The sequence below is a fragment of the Giesbergeria anulus genome, assembly GCF_900111115.1.
In the GTDB taxonomy this organism is placed as follows: domain Bacteria; phylum Pseudomonadota; class Gammaproteobacteria; order Burkholderiales; family Burkholderiaceae_C; genus Simplicispira; species Simplicispira anulus.
On sequence record NZ_FOGD01000001.1, the window covers coordinates 750,222 to 765,415 of the forward strand.

At 58.3% G+C, this 15,194-nt stretch carries 17 protein-coding genes; 8 read left to right on the top strand and 9 right to left on the bottom strand.

All coding sequences use genetic code 11. The features are described from left to right. Window positions 1–247 precede the first annotated feature (247 nt). From BMX55_RS03400 to BMX55_RS03425, 6 genes are read left to right on the top strand one after another with little or no spacing between them, the layout of a single operon-like run. Window positions 248–817: an RNA polymerase sigma factor gene (locus tag BMX55_RS03400; RefSeq protein WP_091453195.1), complete on the top strand. Its 570-nt coding sequence runs from the start codon at window positions 248–250 to the stop codon at window positions 815–817. Then, entirely contained in the window at window positions 814–1,275 is a 462-nt protein-coding gene (locus BMX55_RS03405; RefSeq protein ID WP_091452691.1) for a DUF3619 family protein, read from the top strand. Before BMX55_RS03400 ends, BMX55_RS03405 begins: the two co-directional genes overlap by 4 nt. 35 nt (window positions 1,276–1,310) lie before the next feature. Continuing rightward, a complete protein-coding gene (locus tag BMX55_RS03410) occupies window positions 1,311–2,195 on the top strand; it encodes a DUF3106 domain-containing protein (RefSeq protein ID WP_091452694.1) in 885 nt (294 codons plus the stop codon). 9 nt (window positions 2,196–2,204) lie between these two features. Then, window positions 2,205–2,762, top strand: a complete 558-nt coding sequence (locus BMX55_RS03415) for an RDD family protein (RefSeq protein ID WP_091452697.1) — start codon at window positions 2,205–2,207, stop codon at window positions 2,760–2,762. Beyond that, window positions 2,759–3,169: a diacylglycerol kinase gene (locus tag BMX55_RS03420; protein WP_091452700.1), complete on the top strand. Its 411-nt coding sequence runs from the start codon at window positions 2,759–2,761 to the stop codon at window positions 3,167–3,169. Before BMX55_RS03415 ends, BMX55_RS03420 begins: the two co-directional genes overlap by 4 nt. Further along, window positions 3,162–3,755, top strand: coding sequence for an LOG family protein (locus BMX55_RS03425; RefSeq protein ID WP_091452704.1), 594 nt, complete (start codon window positions 3,162–3,164; stop codon window positions 3,753–3,755). Before BMX55_RS03420 ends, BMX55_RS03425 begins: the two co-directional genes overlap by 8 nt. On the opposite strand, the gene BMX55_RS03430 is transcribed toward BMX55_RS03425, so the two are convergent. Both BMX55_RS03430 and BMX55_RS03435 read right to left on the bottom strand, forming a co-directional pair. Continuing rightward, window positions 3,752–4,090 (bottom strand): P-II family nitrogen regulator, encoded by a 339-nt coding sequence (locus BMX55_RS03430; protein WP_091452707.1) that lies wholly within the window; start codon window positions 4,088–4,090, stop codon window positions 3,752–3,754. The genes BMX55_RS03425 and BMX55_RS03430 overlap by 4 nt on opposite strands. A gap of 44 nt (window positions 4,091–4,134) precedes the next feature. Further along, complete coding sequence (locus BMX55_RS03435; protein ID WP_091452713.1) at window positions 4,135–5,781, bottom strand: NAD+ synthase; 1,647 nt, start codon at window positions 5,779–5,781, stop codon at window positions 4,135–4,137. A gap of 213 nt (window positions 5,782–5,994) precedes the next feature. Here BMX55_RS03435 and BMX55_RS03440 point away from each other — a divergent pair, with 213 nt between their 5' ends. After that, window positions 5,995–6,423: an Hsp20/alpha crystallin family protein gene (locus BMX55_RS03440; protein WP_091452716.1), complete on the top strand. Its 429-nt coding sequence runs from the start codon at window positions 5,995–5,997 to the stop codon at window positions 6,421–6,423. Between the two features lie 3 nt (window positions 6,424–6,426). Here the strand turns inward: BMX55_RS03440 and miaA are convergent, their stop codons facing one another. From miaA to BMX55_RS03460, 4 genes are all read right to left on the bottom strand, one after another. Beyond that, complete coding sequence (miaA, locus tag BMX55_RS03445; protein WP_091452719.1) at window positions 6,427–7,416, bottom strand: tRNA (adenosine(37)-N6)-dimethylallyltransferase MiaA; 990 nt, start codon at window positions 7,414–7,416, stop codon at window positions 6,427–6,429. After that, entirely contained in the window at window positions 7,413–8,648 is a 1,236-nt protein-coding gene (locus BMX55_RS03450; RefSeq protein WP_091452723.1) for a Bcr/CflA family efflux MFS transporter, read from the bottom strand. The genes miaA and BMX55_RS03450 overlap by 4 nt, the downstream gene beginning before the upstream one ends. After that, window positions 8,648–9,907, bottom strand: coding sequence for an NADP-dependent isocitrate dehydrogenase (gene icd, locus BMX55_RS03455; protein ID WP_091452724.1), 1,260 nt, complete (start codon window positions 9,905–9,907; stop codon window positions 8,648–8,650). The genes BMX55_RS03450 and icd overlap by 1 nt, the downstream gene beginning before the upstream one ends. Before the next feature lie 134 nt (window positions 9,908–10,041). Next, entirely contained in the window at window positions 10,042–12,279 is a 2,238-nt protein-coding gene (locus tag BMX55_RS03460) for an NADP-dependent isocitrate dehydrogenase (RefSeq protein WP_091452728.1), read from the bottom strand. 302 nt (window positions 12,280–12,581) lie between these two features. Here BMX55_RS03460 and BMX55_RS03465 point away from each other — a divergent pair, with 302 nt between their 5' ends. Continuing rightward, window positions 12,582–13,031: a DUF192 domain-containing protein gene (locus BMX55_RS03465; RefSeq protein WP_091453197.1), complete on the top strand. Its 450-nt coding sequence runs from the start codon at window positions 12,582–12,584 to the stop codon at window positions 13,029–13,031. Between the two features lie 26 nt (window positions 13,032–13,057). Here BMX55_RS03465 and BMX55_RS03470 read toward each other — a convergent pair whose 3' ends face one another. The 3 genes from BMX55_RS03470 to BMX55_RS03480 are packed head-to-tail and all read right to left on the bottom strand — an operon-like array spanning window position 13,058 to window position 15,027. Next, window positions 13,058–13,489, bottom strand: coding sequence for a PaaI family thioesterase (locus BMX55_RS03470; protein ID WP_091452730.1), 432 nt, complete (start codon window positions 13,487–13,489; stop codon window positions 13,058–13,060). 40 nt (window positions 13,490–13,529) lie between these two features. Next, window positions 13,530–14,225 (bottom strand): ABC transporter ATP-binding protein, encoded by a 696-nt coding sequence (locus tag BMX55_RS03475; RefSeq protein ID WP_091452733.1) that lies wholly within the window; start codon window positions 14,223–14,225, stop codon window positions 13,530–13,532. Window positions 14,226–14,229: 4 nt separating this feature from the next. Continuing rightward, entirely contained in the window at window positions 14,230–15,027 is a 798-nt protein-coding gene (locus BMX55_RS03480) for an ABC transporter ATP-binding protein (RefSeq protein WP_091452736.1), read from the bottom strand. Window positions 15,028–15,194 lie beyond the last annotated feature (167 nt).

Here is a 15,194-nt window from a genome sequence, read left to right on the forward strand (position 1 = left end):
AAAAACCTTGGGTGCTCCTTGCGCGCACTCTTGTGAAGGCGGCTCGGAACTTAAGGCCAAGGACATGGGCGAGATGATTGCCGCGCCGGACCGTGACCCGTTTGCTTTTTAGTGTGCAACTCGCATTATCGCATTGCAACATAGCCATCCATGTCAACAGGACAAAAAAGCATGGGCAGTGCCATAATCGCGAACTTTTGCATGGCGCATGGTGCGCCCACGCTGCCCACTTGCCACACTGTCTGTCTTGGCCACCGAACAAGAACTCTCCGATTTTCTCAAAAACGTGGAAAAGCGCGCCTTCAAGCGCTCGCTCTACCATGTGCGCAATGAGGAAGCCGCCCTAGACATCGTGCAAGACAGCATGATGAAGTTGGCGGAGCACTACGGCGACAAACCGGCCAACGAGTTGCCCATGCTGTTCCAGCGCATTTTGTCCAATTGCACGCTCGATTGGTTCCGGCGACAAAAGCGCCACCGTGCCCTATTTACCGACCTGGGCGACTTTGAATCCAGCGGCGAAGAAGGCGAAGGCTTTGACCTGCTAGAGACTTGGAGCGACCGCGACCCAGAGCAACGCGCGCACAGCGCCGAAGACATGGCCCAGCGCGGCCAAACCCTGCACAGCATCGAACAAGAGATCGAAGCGCTCCCCGCACGTCAACGAGAAGCCTTTTTGATGCGTTATTGGGAAGAGATGGATGTCGCAGAGACTGCGGCGGCTATGGGCTGCTCTGAGGGCAGCGTCAAAACCCATTGCTTTCGCGCCATTCAAGCCCTCAGCAAAGCCCTGCGGGCCAAAGGAATCAAGCCATGAACACAAATTTACATCTTCCCCCTGACGAGCAGGCGCTGCGGGCCTATGCGCGTCGCGTGGTGACGCATCTAGACGACAGCACGCAGACTTTGCCTTACGACATTTCTGAGCGCCTGCGTGCTGGGCGCGAGCAAGCGCTGGCCCGGCGCAAGAAGCCCGTATTGGTACATGTACACACCCACCAACCAGCCACCGTGCTGGTGCCCTCTGGTGGTGCTGCCGCCTTGGGCGGGCGTAGTGAGGGCGGCGGCTGGTGGCAGTCATTGTTGGGAGCTATTCCAGCGCTGGCCTTGGTGGCGGGCTTGGTGATGATCAACACGGCGCAAAACGAATATGGCACGGCTGAAGTGGCCGAAGTGGATGCTGCACTACTCACCGATGATTTGCCACCAGAAGCCTATGCCGACCCCGGATTTGTGCAGTTTCTGAAAAACGGTGGCAGCCCGCAAGCGCATTGACTGGCATTTGCGGCCCCTTCCTGCACTCCTTTTGCATGTTGCACCCTACCCCTCTCCCTGATGGACGCCGTCGCGTTCACCTACCGTTGGTACTGGCCTCGGCGTTGCTGGGGGTGTTGGCTGCCTATGGCACTCATGTGGTGCAACAGGTACGCATGGCCCCCAGCACGGTGCTGGTGGCAGAGGCGTTGTCTGCGCCGCCTCAGGCAGGCAAAGATCTGCGCAACCTAGAGGCCGTGGGTGTGGCCTCTGGCCCACCGTGGGGCCAATTGGATGCCGGGCAAAAACGCGCCCTGCAGCCCTTGGCTGCGCGCTGGGGGGTGCTGAGTGAAATCCAAAAACGCCGCTGGCTGGCCTTGGCGCAAAGCTTTGCTGCCTTGCCAGAAACAGAACAGACCAAACTGCACAACCGCATGACAGAGTGGGCCAGCCTGAGTGCTCAACAGCGCAACCAAGCACGGCTCAATTTTGCGACAGCCAACAAGCTAGCACCAGAAAACAAACGGGCACAGTGGGAGGCCTACCAAGCCCTGAGTGACGAAGAAAAACGCCGCCTAGCAGCCCATGCAGCGCCACGCCCCAAAGGCGCAGCCACCGCCTTGCACCCAGTGCCAGCGCGCAAACTGGTGCAGGTACCAGCAGCTACGGCCAAGGATGCCAATCCGCTCAATCCACCCAAAATTCCGCACCAAACTGCTACGGCCCAGACAACATCTCGGCCCTATCCCACCGTACCACCACAGGAGAACAAAAGCAGCACAGCAGCAATGCCTCCTGTCGTGGTAGAAACAGCCCCCGTGACTGTGCCTAGCAGCCCGGTTATCCAAGCCCTGCCCCCGTTAGCAGAACCTGTAGCGCAGCCTACACCTGCGGCAGAAACCGTGGTGCCCATACTGGCCCCTTCCGCTTACGGGCACTGACCCCCGCCAATGCACGCTCCTGCTCCCGCCTCTTCTGCACCGCCATCCGATCAGCCAAAGGCGGCGCATCCGTACCTGCAAGCGCCCCCCCTGCGCCGGCGCATGGCCTGCTGGCTCTACGAAGGGCTGTTGATGTTTGGCGTGGTGTTTATTGCGGGCTACCTGTTTGGCACCCTCAGCCAAACGCGCCATGCACTGGATAACCGCCATGCCCTGCAAGGCTTTTTGTTTATTGTGTTTGGCATTTACTTCACTTGGTTTTGGGCCAAGGGCCACACCTTAGCCATGAAGACTTGGCATATCCGCGTGGTAGATGCCGCCGGCCAGCCCTTAACCCAATCGCGTGCCCTGCTGCGTTATGTGCTAAGTTGGCTGTGGTTTTTGCCACCGCTGTTGGCAGCGGCCCCCTTTGCGTTGTCTGGAGGCGAAATCGCTGTGCTGCTGCTAGGCTGGGTAGCTATTTGGGCTATTTTGAGTCGCTTTCATCCTCTGGGCCAGTTTTGGCACGATGCACTGGCGGGCACCCGCTTGGTTCATTTTGTGCATACCCGAAAGCCCCAGTCGTGACGCAGCCACCCCACCCCAGCGCCGAGCCAGTCAACGCCCAAAAGAGTCGCACTGGCTTGCACAGACTTTGGCACGCCACCCGTTACTCGCTGCATGGCTTGCGGGCCGGTTGGGCAGAACCAGCATTTCGTCAAGAAGCCCTAGCCGCTCTGGTGTTGCTGCCCAGTGCTTGCTGGTTAGGCCAAAACTGGATGGAGGTGGCGCTGCTGGCAGGCTCGGTGGTGTTGCTGATGGTGGTCGAGCTGCTCAATACCGGCATTGAGGCCGCAATTGACCGCATTGGCCCAGAGTGGCACGCTTTGTCCAAGCGGGCCAAAGACATGGGTAGTGCTGCCGTTTTGCTCACCTTGTTGCTGTGCTTGGGCATTTGGGCCAGCGCCATTTTTCAAAGGTTTTTTCATGGCTGAACCGGCTTTTTCGCTGGCCGTCTATTGCGGTTCGCGCACGGGCAATGATCCCCAATTTGCCGATGCTGCCCGCCGGGTTGGGCATTGGATTGGCAGCCACGGCGGCCAGTTGGTGTATGGCGGTGGCCGCAACGGCCTGATGGGTACAGTGGCAGATGCCACCCAAGCGGCTGGAGGCCGCGTGGTGGGGGTTATTCCACACAGTTTGGCCGCCCTAGAACACGCCCGCGAAGCCTGTGACGAGCTGCATGTGGTGCAAACCATGCACGAACGCAAGGCATTGATGGCCGACCGCAGCGATGCCTTTTTGGCCCTGCCCGGTGGCATTGGCACCTTTGAAGAATTGTTTGAGGTCTGGACTTGGCGTCAGCTGGGCTACCACCAAAAACCCATAGGCTTGCTAAACGTGGCGGGCTACTACGACGGCTTGCTCAGTTTTGTGCAGACCAGCGTCAGCCAAGAATTTATGGGGTCGTGGCAGTTGGGTCTTGTCCAAAGCAGCAGCGACCACACCACCCTGCTACGCGATCTGGTGCAGGCGGCGGGCTGCCGCGCCGCCAGCGTCAACTTGGAATCGGTGCTTTAAACCGCGTTATCGTCCAAATCGCCGGTACGAATACGCACAACGCGCTCCACAGGGGTGATAAAAATCTTGCCGTCGCCAATTTTGCCGGTGCGGGCAGTATTGACGATGGCATCGACACAGCGATCTACATCGTCGGACTTGACCACCACTTCTACCTTAACTTTGGGCAAAAAGTCCACCACGTACTCAGCGCCCCGGTACAACTCGGTATGGCCCTTTTGGCGGCCAAAGCCCTTCACTTCCGTCACCGTCAGGCCAGTGACGCCACAATCGGCCAGCGCCTCACGCACTTCTTCGAGTTTGAACGGCTTGATAACGGCGGTGATCATTTTCATAAAAGCAACTCCTCTGATGGTTAAATCGACAAACAGGCGCGGGCTCAGGCCCGAAAACGGCTGGTAATGGGGTAGCGCCAGTCTTTGCCAAAACTGCGCCGGGTCAGGCGTGGGCCGGGCGGGGCTTGGCGACGCTTGTATTCATTGAGCTTGATGAGCCGCGTCACGCGCTCAACATCGGCTGGCTCAAACCCAGCTTGGATGATGGCGGCAATCGGCTCGTCATTTTCCATGTAGCGCACGACGATGGCATCGAGCACTTCATAGGGCGGTAGGCTGTCTTGGTCGGTTTGATCTGGGCGCAGCTCGGCACTGGGCGGGCGGGTGATGATGCGCTCAGGAATCGGATTGAAACCCGTGCCGTAAGGATCGTGGGCATTGCGCCAGCGGGCCAAGTCGTATACCGTGGTTTTGACCAGATCTTTAATCACGGCAAAGCCCCCAGCCATATCGCCATACAGGGTGCAGTAGCCGGTGGCCATCTCGCTCTTGTTGCCGGTAGTGAGTACGATAGCACCCAACTTGTTGGACATGGCCATCAGCAAAGTGCCCCGGATACGCGCTTGGATGTTTTCTTCGGTGGTGTCTTCGGGGCGGCCAGCAAATACCCTGGCCAGCGCTTGGCGGAAGCTATCGAATTGCGGTGCAATGGCGATCTCGTCGTAATGCACACCCAAGCGAGCCACCATGTCGCGGGCATCAAGCCAACTGATGTCCGCCGTGTAGGGCGAGGGCATCATCACGGTACGTACCTTATCGGCACCCAAGGCATCCACTGCAATCGCTAGCACCAAGGCCGAGTCAATACCGCCCGACAGGCCGAGCAAGGCCCCCGGAAAGCCGTTTTTGCCCACATAGTCGCGCACGGCCAACACCAGTGCGTGCCACAAGTCGGCCTCAGGACTGGCGTGGGGGATGGTGTCAGCGGCAAAGTGCAATCCGGCAGGAGTAGAGCGTGCTTGGATAAAAAACAGCGTTTCTTGAAAGCCTATGGCGCGCCCAGCCACGCTGCCATCGGCGTGCAAGGCAAAAGAGTGCCCATCAAACACCAGCTCATCTTGACCACCTACCAAATGGGCATAGACCATCGGCAAGCCGGTTTCTTGCGCACGGGCATACAGCACCTGTTCGCGTTCTGCCGGTTTGCCGCCATGAAAAGGCGAGGCATTGATGACCGCGAGCACTTGCGCACCTGCTGCCGCTGCCGCACGCGCCGGGCCGGGGTGCCAAGCATCCTCACACACTAACAGCCCGACGCGCACCCCCTGCACCTCGAACACACAAGGCTGGGAGCCGGGGGAAAAATAGCGCTGCTCGTCAAAGACGCCATAGTTGGGCAGCGACTGCTTGGCGTAAGTTTGCTCAATCTGGCCATGGCGCAGTACGCTGGCCGCATTGCAGACCAGACCCGCGCCAGCCACTGCCTGTGGATGGCCCAGCACAATCACTAATCCCTGCAAATGGGCGGTGTCACGGGCCACGGTTTGCACGGCCTCATCACAGGCGGTTTGGAAAGCTGGGCGCAGAAACAAATCTTCTGCCGCATAACCGCAAATGGCCAGTTCAGGGGTAAGCAACAAATGGGCACCCGCAGCATGGGCCTCATGGGCCGCAGCAATGATCTTTTGCGCATTGCCAGAGAGGTCACCAACGACAAAATTGAGCTGTGCGGTGCAAAGGGAGAGCGTCATGGATAAAAAACCGACGGCGGGGGATCGGACGGAAAGGGCTGATTATCACCGGCGTATCGGCTTTGTGCAGAAGAGCGCCACAGCAGCCGACTGCGCCTGCGCTCTGCGGGTGTATTTTCCCTCTTGAATTTGGGCCACAAGCGGCTTATCTTGTACGAGTGCCTATCGCAGTGCATGGACATTTTTTCCAACCCGTTTTGAACGAAAACCCTCATGAATGCATTGATTGGTCGCGGTGGCTTCCTAGATGAGCTGCTCAAAGAGGTCAATCCCAGTTACTACATCCGCCCGCTGCATGGCGACCCACTGCCCTCCCCAGCACAAATGAAAGTAGATGTGAAAGAAACCGATACTGGCTATACCGTGCAGGCCGAAGTGCCCGGTGTACTCAAGGAAGATATCCACGTTTCGGTAGAAGGCAATGTGGTCAGTTTGCGCGCCGAGGTGCGCCAGCTTGATCGGCAAACCGAAGACGAAAAACTGCTGCGCTCAGAGCGCTATTTTGGCGAGATGGCGCGCAGCTTTCAGTTGCCTGCCGATATCGATGCCTTGCAGGCCAAAGCCAAGTACGACCACGGCGTGCTCACCCTGACGCTGCCGAAAAAACAAGGCAGTAGCGCACAGCGACTCACTATCGAATGAGCTTTAGCTCCGCTCTAGGCTATGCAGAACCGCTGTCACCAATAGCGCCAACGCGTCAGACTGGTCGCATGCCAACACGCGGCGCTGGGGCATGCTACGCAGCCAAGTGATTTGGCGCTTGGCCAATTGGCGTGTGGCAGCTATGCCCTGCTCGCGCAGCGATGCGATGTTCAGCGGGGCACCCTCGGGCAGATTGGCTTGTGTATCCAACGCCTGCCACACCTGCCGATAACCCACACAACGCATCGACGGCAAATCGGGGTGCAGATCGCCACGGGCGCGCAGGTGGCGCACTTCGTCAATCAAATCAGCATGAAGCATGGCGTCAAAACGCTGGGCAATGCGTTGGTGCAGCCAAGCCCGGTTGTCCGGCTCTAAGGTGAAAAAATGCTCCGGAGCTACCAGCGCAGAACCAAGCACCGCGTCTTTGGCTTTATGAAAGCTCGACAGCGGCTGTCCCGATACCTGCCAGACTTCTAGCGCCCGCTGAATGCGTTGGCTGTCTGCCGGGGCCAAACGCGCCGCCGTGACCGGATCGACCCGCGCCAACTCGGCGTGCAGAGCGGGCCAGCCTTGCTCGGCAGCTTGGGCCTCTAGGCGGGCGCGCACCACCGGGTCAGCGGCGGGCATATCGTCAATGCCATCGAACAGGGCTTTGAAATACAGCATGGTGCCCCCCACCAACAGCGGTATAGCCCCCCGTGCGCGGATCTCGGCCACCAAACGGGTGGCGTCTTGCACAAATTCTGCGGCGCTGTAAGCATGCAACGGGTCACGAATATCAATCAGGTGGTGCGGCACGGCAACCAGTTCATCAGGGCTGGGCTTGGCCGTACCCACATCCATACCGCGATAGACCAAGGCCGAATCGACACTGATGATTTCTACCGGTTGCTGCTGTGCGGCCAACGCTGTGGCAATGGCTAATGCGCCAGCGGTTTTGCCAGAGGCCGTGGGGCCAGCCAGAGCGATGCAAGGCAAAGAGGTGTTCATGATTTTTGTGCTTCACCAAATTTTTGTACCAGCGTCCAAGCGGCTACGGCGGCACAAGCACCCCAAAACCACACCCCTAGCGCCAGCGGCAACACCGTGCCATTCATGTGCTGGCCCAACCAGTGGCCGATGCCAAAGGCCACCACCATCATCACCACCCCATTGAGTGCCGCTGCTGTACCTGCGGCCTGTGGAAATGGCCCTATGGCACCGCTTTGGCTGCAAGGCATATGAATGCCGTGGGCTAGCTGGTACAGCCAAAACGGTACAGCGTAGGCCCAACCGTTTTGCACCCCAAGCAGCGCAAAAATACCCATCAGCGAACCGCCGCTCAAACTCAAAGCCCCCGCCAGCACCATACTGCGGCGCACACCCCAGCGCACCACCAAACGGCGGCACAGCACCGTGCCACACACGTAAAGCAACGCATTACAGGCCAGCAACGTGCCATAGGCGGTACTGCTCCAGCCCAACACCTGCATAAAGGTAAACGAAGACGTGGCCAGATAGGTAAACAGCCCAGCGTAGGTAAAGGTGGTGGTGGCGGTAAAAGCCCAAAATGTTGGGTGGCGCAGAATCTGCCGCCAAGTGCGCAGCAAATGCGCTGGTTGCAGCGCCTGCACATTGGGCCGCATCAGGGTTTCTTGAAAGCGCAGCGCCACCAACCACAAAGCCAGACCACCAAAGACGGCGAGCGCGGCCATCGTGGCGCGCCAGCCTAGGCTGCCAGCCAGCCAGCCGCCCAATGGCGGGCTGAGGCAAGCAATAATGCCTAAGCCCGTCAGGGCGCGCGACATGGCCTGTGCCCCCTCTACCGGCGCATATAAGTCCCGCACCACGGCACGGGCGCACATCACTCCGGCACCCATTGCCATACCCTGCACGACCCGCCACACAATCAACGCCTCAATGGATTGCGCCAGCGCGCACCCCAAGGCCGCCAGCACATAGGCCAACAAGCCCAACAGCAAAATAGGCCGCCGCCCCCAACGGTCAGACAGTGGCCCCCAGACCAACTGCGAGCCGCCAAAGGCCAGCAGCAAAGCCGTAAGCGTCAATTGCGTTTGCGCCATACCCGCGCCCCACTGCCCTTGCAAGGCAGGTAGAGCAGGCAAATACAAATCGGTAGTAATGGGTTGCAGCCCCAGCAACAGCGCCAGCAGCAGCACAATCAGGGCCGCAGACATCGGGGCCGGTGCGCAGGGGCTGGCACCGGGCTGCTTGGTGGGCATCACAGGTAAGAAATGACCACTTGGCCAAAACCAGAACAACTGACTTGGGTGGCCCCGCTCATCAAGCGGGCAAAGTCGTAAGTCACTTTTTTCGAGGCAATGGCCTGCTCCAGTGCTTTGATGATGCGATCAGCAGCCTCTGTCCAACCCATGTGGCGCAGCATCATTTCTGCCGATAGGATGGCCGAGCCGGGATTGACATAATCCTTGCCTGCATAACGGGGAGCGGTGCCATGCGTGGCCTCAAAGCAAGCCACGGAATCGGACAAATTGGCCCCCGGCGCAATGCCAATACCGCCCACCTGCGCCGCCAGTGCATCCGAAAGGTAATCGCCATTCAGATTGAGCGTAGCCACCACCGAATACTCTGCCGGGCGCAACAAAATTTGTTGCAAGAAGGCATCAGTAATGCTGTCTTTGATGGTGATTTCTCGGCCCGTGTTTGGGTTGTTAAAGTGGCACCATGGGCCGCCGTCGATGGGTTGGGCACCAAACTCTTTTTGTGCCAAGGCGTAGCCCCAATTGCGAAAGCTGCCCTCGGTGTATTTCATGATGTTGCCCTTGTGGACTAACGTCACGCTGGGCTTGTCATGGTCAATGGCGTACTGGATGGCCTTGCGCACGAGGCGCTCGGTGCCTTCGCGCGACACCGGTTTGATGCCAATGCCAGAAGTGTCTGGAAAGCGGATTTTGTTCGTGCCCAACTCTTGCTGCAAAAAGTCGATCAGCTTTTTGGCTTGCTCCGAGCCTGCTTCAAATTCGATACCGGCGTAAATGTCTTCGGAGTTTTCGCGGAAGATGGCAATATTGGTTTTTTCAGGCTCTTTGAGCGGCGAGGGCACGCCCTTAAAGTAGCGCACGGGCCGCAAGCAGACATACAAATCCAGCCCTTGGCGCAGCGCCACATTAAGCGAACGAATGCCATCGCCCACCGGCGTCGCCAAGGGGCCTTTGATCGACACCGCAAAATCGCGCAAGGCGGCAATGGTCTCGTCGGGCAACCAAACATCAGGGCCATAGATTTGCGTGGCCTTGGTGCCTGCATACACCTCCATCCACTGAATTTGGCGTTGGCCTGCATAAGCACGCTCCACCGCCGCATTGACCACCGCCCGCATCACTGGGGTCACGTCCACACCCACGCCATCGCCCTCAATAAACGGGATGATGGGCTGATCGGGCACTTGCAGCGACAAGTCGCTGTGCACGGTGATTTTCTGGCCCTGGGCAGGCACCTGAATATGCTGGTAATGGGTCATAGCAGTGAAAACTTGGTGGATCAAAAGACAACAGGCTGGGCAAATGCCACAGCCTGTGTTTGCTTTTTTGATTCTAGCGGTGCCTCAGTGCCGTGGCAGCCACGGACACTGAAGGCCAGCGCCAAACTGCGCGATTAAGCCTGCACGCTGTCCAGAGCTGCGTTCAAGGTAGCACTGGGGCGCATCACGGCATCGAGCTTTTGCACGTCGGGCAGGTAGTAGCCACCAATATCGGCAGGCTGGCCTTGCACGGCATTGAGTTCACCCACAATTTTTTCCTCGTTGTCGGTGAGCTGCTGGGCCAGCGGTGCAAACTGGGCGGCCAGTGCGGCATCCTCAGTTTGGGCTGCCAGCTCTTGCGCCCAGTACAGGGCCAGATAGAACTGGCTGCCACGGTTGTCCAACTGGCCTGTCTTGGGCGAGGGATTCTTGTTGTTGTCCAGCAGTTTGCCGGTAGCAGCATCCAAGGTCTTGGCCAGCAATTTGGCCTTGGGATTGTGCTCTTTGATACCCAAGTCTTCCAGCGATACCGCCAATGCCAAGAACTCGCCCAGCGAGTCCCAGCGCAGGTGGTTTTCTTCCACCAGTTGCTGTACGTGCTTGGGCGCAGAACCACCCGCGCCAGTTTCGTACATACCGCCACCAGCCATCAAGGGCACGATGGACAGCATCTTGGCCGAGGTGCCCAGTTCCATGATCGGGAACAGGTCGGTCAGGTAGTCGCGCAGGATGTTGCCGGTGGCGCTGATGGTGTCTTGGCCACGGATCACGCGCTCCAAGGTGTAGCGCATGGCGCGCACTTGGCTCATGATTTGGATGTCGAGGCCAGTGGTATCGTGCTCGTGCAGATACATCTTGACCTTGGTGATGAGCTGGGCTTCGTGGGGGCGGTAGGCATCGAGCCAGAACACCACGGGCATACCGGAGTTGCGCGCACGGTTCACAGCCAGCTTGACCCAGTCGCGGATGGCGGCATCCTTGACTTGGCACATGCGCCAGATGTCGCCCTTTTCGACGTTTTGGCTCAACAGCACTTCACCTGTAGCCAGATCGGTGATGTTGGCGACGCCGTCTTCGGAGATTTCAAACGTTTTGTCGTGCGAGCCGTATTCTTCGGCTTGTTGGGCCATCAGGCCGACGTTGGGCACGGTGCCCATTGTCTTGGGGTCGAAGTTGCCGTGCCACTTGCAGAAGTTGATCATCTCTTGGTAGATGCGGGCAAAGGTCGATTCGGGCATCACGGCCTTCACGTCCTTCAAGCGGCCATCGGCACCCCACATTTTGCCGCCATTGCGAATCATCGCGGGCATGGAGGCATCCACAATGATGTCGTTGGGCGAGTGGAAATTGGTGATGCCCTTGGCAGAGTCCACCATGGCCAGCTCAGGGCGGCCTTCGTGGCAAGCGTGCAGGTCGCGCTTGATCTCGTCTTGCTGGCTTTGTGGCAACGTGGCAATCTTGTTGTACAGATCGACCATGCCGTTGTTGACGTTCACGCCCAATTCTTCAAACGCCTTAGCGTGTTTTTCGAAGGCGTCTTTGTAGAAAATCTTGACGCAGTGGCCAAACACGATGGGGTGCGACACCTTCATCATCGTGGCCTTGACGTGCAGCGAGAACATCACGCCAGTCTTGTGCGCGTCTTCGATTTCTTTTTCGTAGAACGCCACCAGCGCTTTTTTGCTCATGAACATGCTGTCGATCACTTCACGGTCGAGCAGCGAGACTTTGGGCTTGAGCACGATGGTTTGACCGCTCTTGGTCAGCAGCTCCATTTTCACGTCGCGGGCGCGGTCCAAGGTGATGGACTTTTCACCGTGGTAAAAATCGCCGTGGTGCATGTGCGAAACATGCGAGCGCGAAGCTTGGCTCCACTCGGCCATGCTGTGCGGGTTTTTGCGCGCGTATTCTTTCACGGCCTTGGGAGCGCGGCGATCCGAGTTGCCCTCGCGCAGTACCGGGTTCACGGCGCTGCCAATACACTTGTTGTAGCGAGCGCGGATTTCCTTTTCTTTCTCGTCCTTGGGGTTTTCTGGAAAGTCAGGAATGGCGTAACCCTTGGCTTGCAGCTCTTGGATCGCAACTTTGAGTTGGCCGACAGAAGCGCTGATGTTGGGCAGCTTGATGATGTTGGCTTCGGGCTTGAACGTGAGCTTGCCCAGTGTGGCCAGATTGTCAGTGACGCGCTGCTCTTCGCTCAGGTACTCAGAGAATTGGCCCAAAATACGAGCGGCCACCGAGATGTCGCTGGTTGCTACCTCAATGCCAGCAGGCTTGGCAAAGGCGCGCACAATCGGCAAAAATGCCGCAGTGGCCAGACGGGGGGCTTCATCGGTCAGGGTGTAGATGATGGTAGGGGCTTGGGTACTCATGGGCTTATCTCCAAAAATAAGGATCAGAAACGCTGCCCACCGTATGACAGGCCGACAGGCGCTCTCCGATAGTGCCCGATTTTCGTCCTGTGGCTGGGGGCAAAAACGTTTTTTTGCAATCAAATTGCATAATGCAAAATTTGCCTAGCTTCCACACAAAAAAATTTCCTGTCCCAGCACCTGCTTGACAGTGGTGCAGTAGAACAGCGGTTTCTTTTTGCTTTCGGTATTGCCCTATGTTGTTATTCCCGTTTTTCTTGCCCAACCACGGTGGCCGTCTGCCAGTGCAGGCCCATGCATTGATGCTTGTGCGCGCTTTGATAGCGCTGGTTTTATTCGCAGCAGCCGCAGCCACCTTGGCCCAAGAAGCCCCCCAACTGCATCTGCCGCGTGTCATGCTCACGGCGGGTATGCACCGCATTGATGCCCAAGTGGCCCAAGCCCCTGAGGAACGACAAATCGGCCTGATGTACCGGCAAAACATGCCCAACCATGAGGGCATGTTGTTTGTATTTGAGCAGCCCGCCACGCAGTGCTTTTGGATGAAAAATACCCTGCTACCGCTCACTGCCGCCTTTGTGGCCGACGACGGCAGCATCGTTAATTTGGTCGATATGCAGCCGCAAACCCTGCAATCGCATTGCTCCGCCAAGCCTGTGCGCTATGTGCTGGAGATGAACCAAGGCTGGTTCAAGAAACGCGGATTGAAGGCCGGATCGCGCTTGGCGGGCGTGCCCTTTCGCCAGCCCTAAAACTGGCTGGCCGGGCTGGCACAGCTTTAGTCGGTGGCAATAGTTTGCAGTGCATGGGTGCTGCTGCCACTGACCGGCAGGCGACGCACATACTTGAAGGTGCCGGTGGCATGGCTGCACATGCGGCCTTGGGCATCAAAAATGGTGGCTTCGGTAAACGCCATAGTCGCGGTGCGGTGCAGCAGCTTGCCCTTGGCCACCAACGGCCCGCTTGCTGGTTGCATAAAGCTGGTTTTCATTTCGATGGTCACTACGCCCATATTGGGGGTTTCGCTGCGGGCAGCGGTAGCCATCGTGACGTCCAGCAAGGTCATGCTGGCTCCGCCGTGGGTAACGGCAAAAGAGTTCAGATGCTCAGGCTGGGCCTCGTAATGCAATTCTGACTCGCCATTTTCCATACGGTGCAGGGTAAAGCCCAGCAGTTGCACCAAGGGAATATCAACACCAAAACTCAACATAGCAATTTCCAAGCAAAAGATGGCGGCAGGATAGAGCAGTTTAGACTTGCAGCCACTCTTGGCGCAGATCGCTGCGCGCCCGTAGCTGTTCTGGAGTGCCGGTAAACACCACCCGGCCTTGGCCCATCAAGGCTACTCGGTCTGCCACTTGCAGCGCAATGGTGAGTTTTTGCTCCACCAGCAACACCGACACGCCGCGCTGGCGCAGGGTGTGTAAAAACTGCCCCACCAACACCACCAGTTGCGGGGCCAAGCCCTCGGTAGGCTCGTCAATCACCATCAAATCCGGGTCACCCATCAGGGTGCGGCACAGCGTCAGCATTTGCTGCTCGCCGCCGGAGAGTACGCCCGCTTTGGTGTGCTGGCGCTGCGCCAGTTGCGGAAACAGCTGGTACATATCGTCCAAAGACCAGCGGCAGGCTTTGCGCCTGCTTTTTTGCCCCAGCAGCAGGTTTTGCTGCACGGTCAAAGCAGCAAACACGTCGCGGCTTTCGGGCACATAGCCAATGCTGCGCTGGGCGATGTCGTGCGGAGCCAAGCCTGCCAAACTCTGGCCGCGCCAGTACAAGCTGCCACGCCAGTCCACTAGCCCCATGATGGCCTTGGCGGTGGTGGAGCGCCCTGAGCCATTGCGCCCCAGCAGTGCCACCACCTCGCCCGGTGCTACCTCTAGGCAAACGCCTTGCAATACATGGCTTTGGCCATAGTAGGCGTGCAGATCATCTATTTGGAGCATAGGTTTAGCCCTCCGGCGCAGTGCCTAAATAGGCCGCCTGCACTTGGGGATTGGCGCGCACCTTGTCGGGAGTATCGTAAGCAATGATCTGGCCTTGTACCAGCACGGCAATTTTGTCGGCCAAGCCAAACACGACTTCCATGTCGTGCTCTACCGTGAGCAGGGTGCGCCCTTGGGTGGCTTGGCGAATGAGCGCGATGAAATGCGTGGTCTCGCTGCGGCTCATGCCAGCGGTGGGCTCGTCGAGCAAAATCACGCTGGCACCACTGGCTAAAGTCATGCCCAGTTCTAGCGCCCGCTGCTGCGCGTAACTGAGTTGCATGGCCGGGGTGTCGCACTGTGGGGCCAGTTGCAGCAGTTCTAGCAGTTCATGGCTGCGTGCATTCACATCGCGCAAACCGGGCAACCAATGCCAAAAGCTATAACCGTAGCCTAGGCTCCACAACAAGCTGCAACGCAAGTTGTCTAACACCGACAGGCGCGGAAACAAACTGCTGATCTGAAAACTACGCGACAGCCCCAGCCGATGAATATCGTGCGCCGCCTTGCCATCAATGCGTTGGCCTTGTAAGTAAATCTGCCCGCTGCTGGGCCGCAATCGCCCACTGATTAAATGGAACAGAGTCGATTTGCCAGCACCATTGGGGCCAATCAGCGCCACTCGCTCTGTGGCTGCTACTGCCAAATTGACGCCGCGCACAATCTCGGTATGGCCAAAGTGGCGATGGACATCGCGCAACTCCAATGCCCAAGAAGCTGGCGCTGGTGGTGCCGCTATGGCAGAGGGTGAGGCACTCAACATGGCATGGTGTGGGAGAAACAATCTGCAATCGAAAACAATCAACCTGCCCAAAGCCCCTTCTTGCGGCTACAGTGTGCAAAGTAGGCTCCATTTTCATCAGCCACTACAGCACAGCCGCGCTAGGATACTGGCACATTTCTAATATGGGTAGGTAAAGGAGGGCAAGT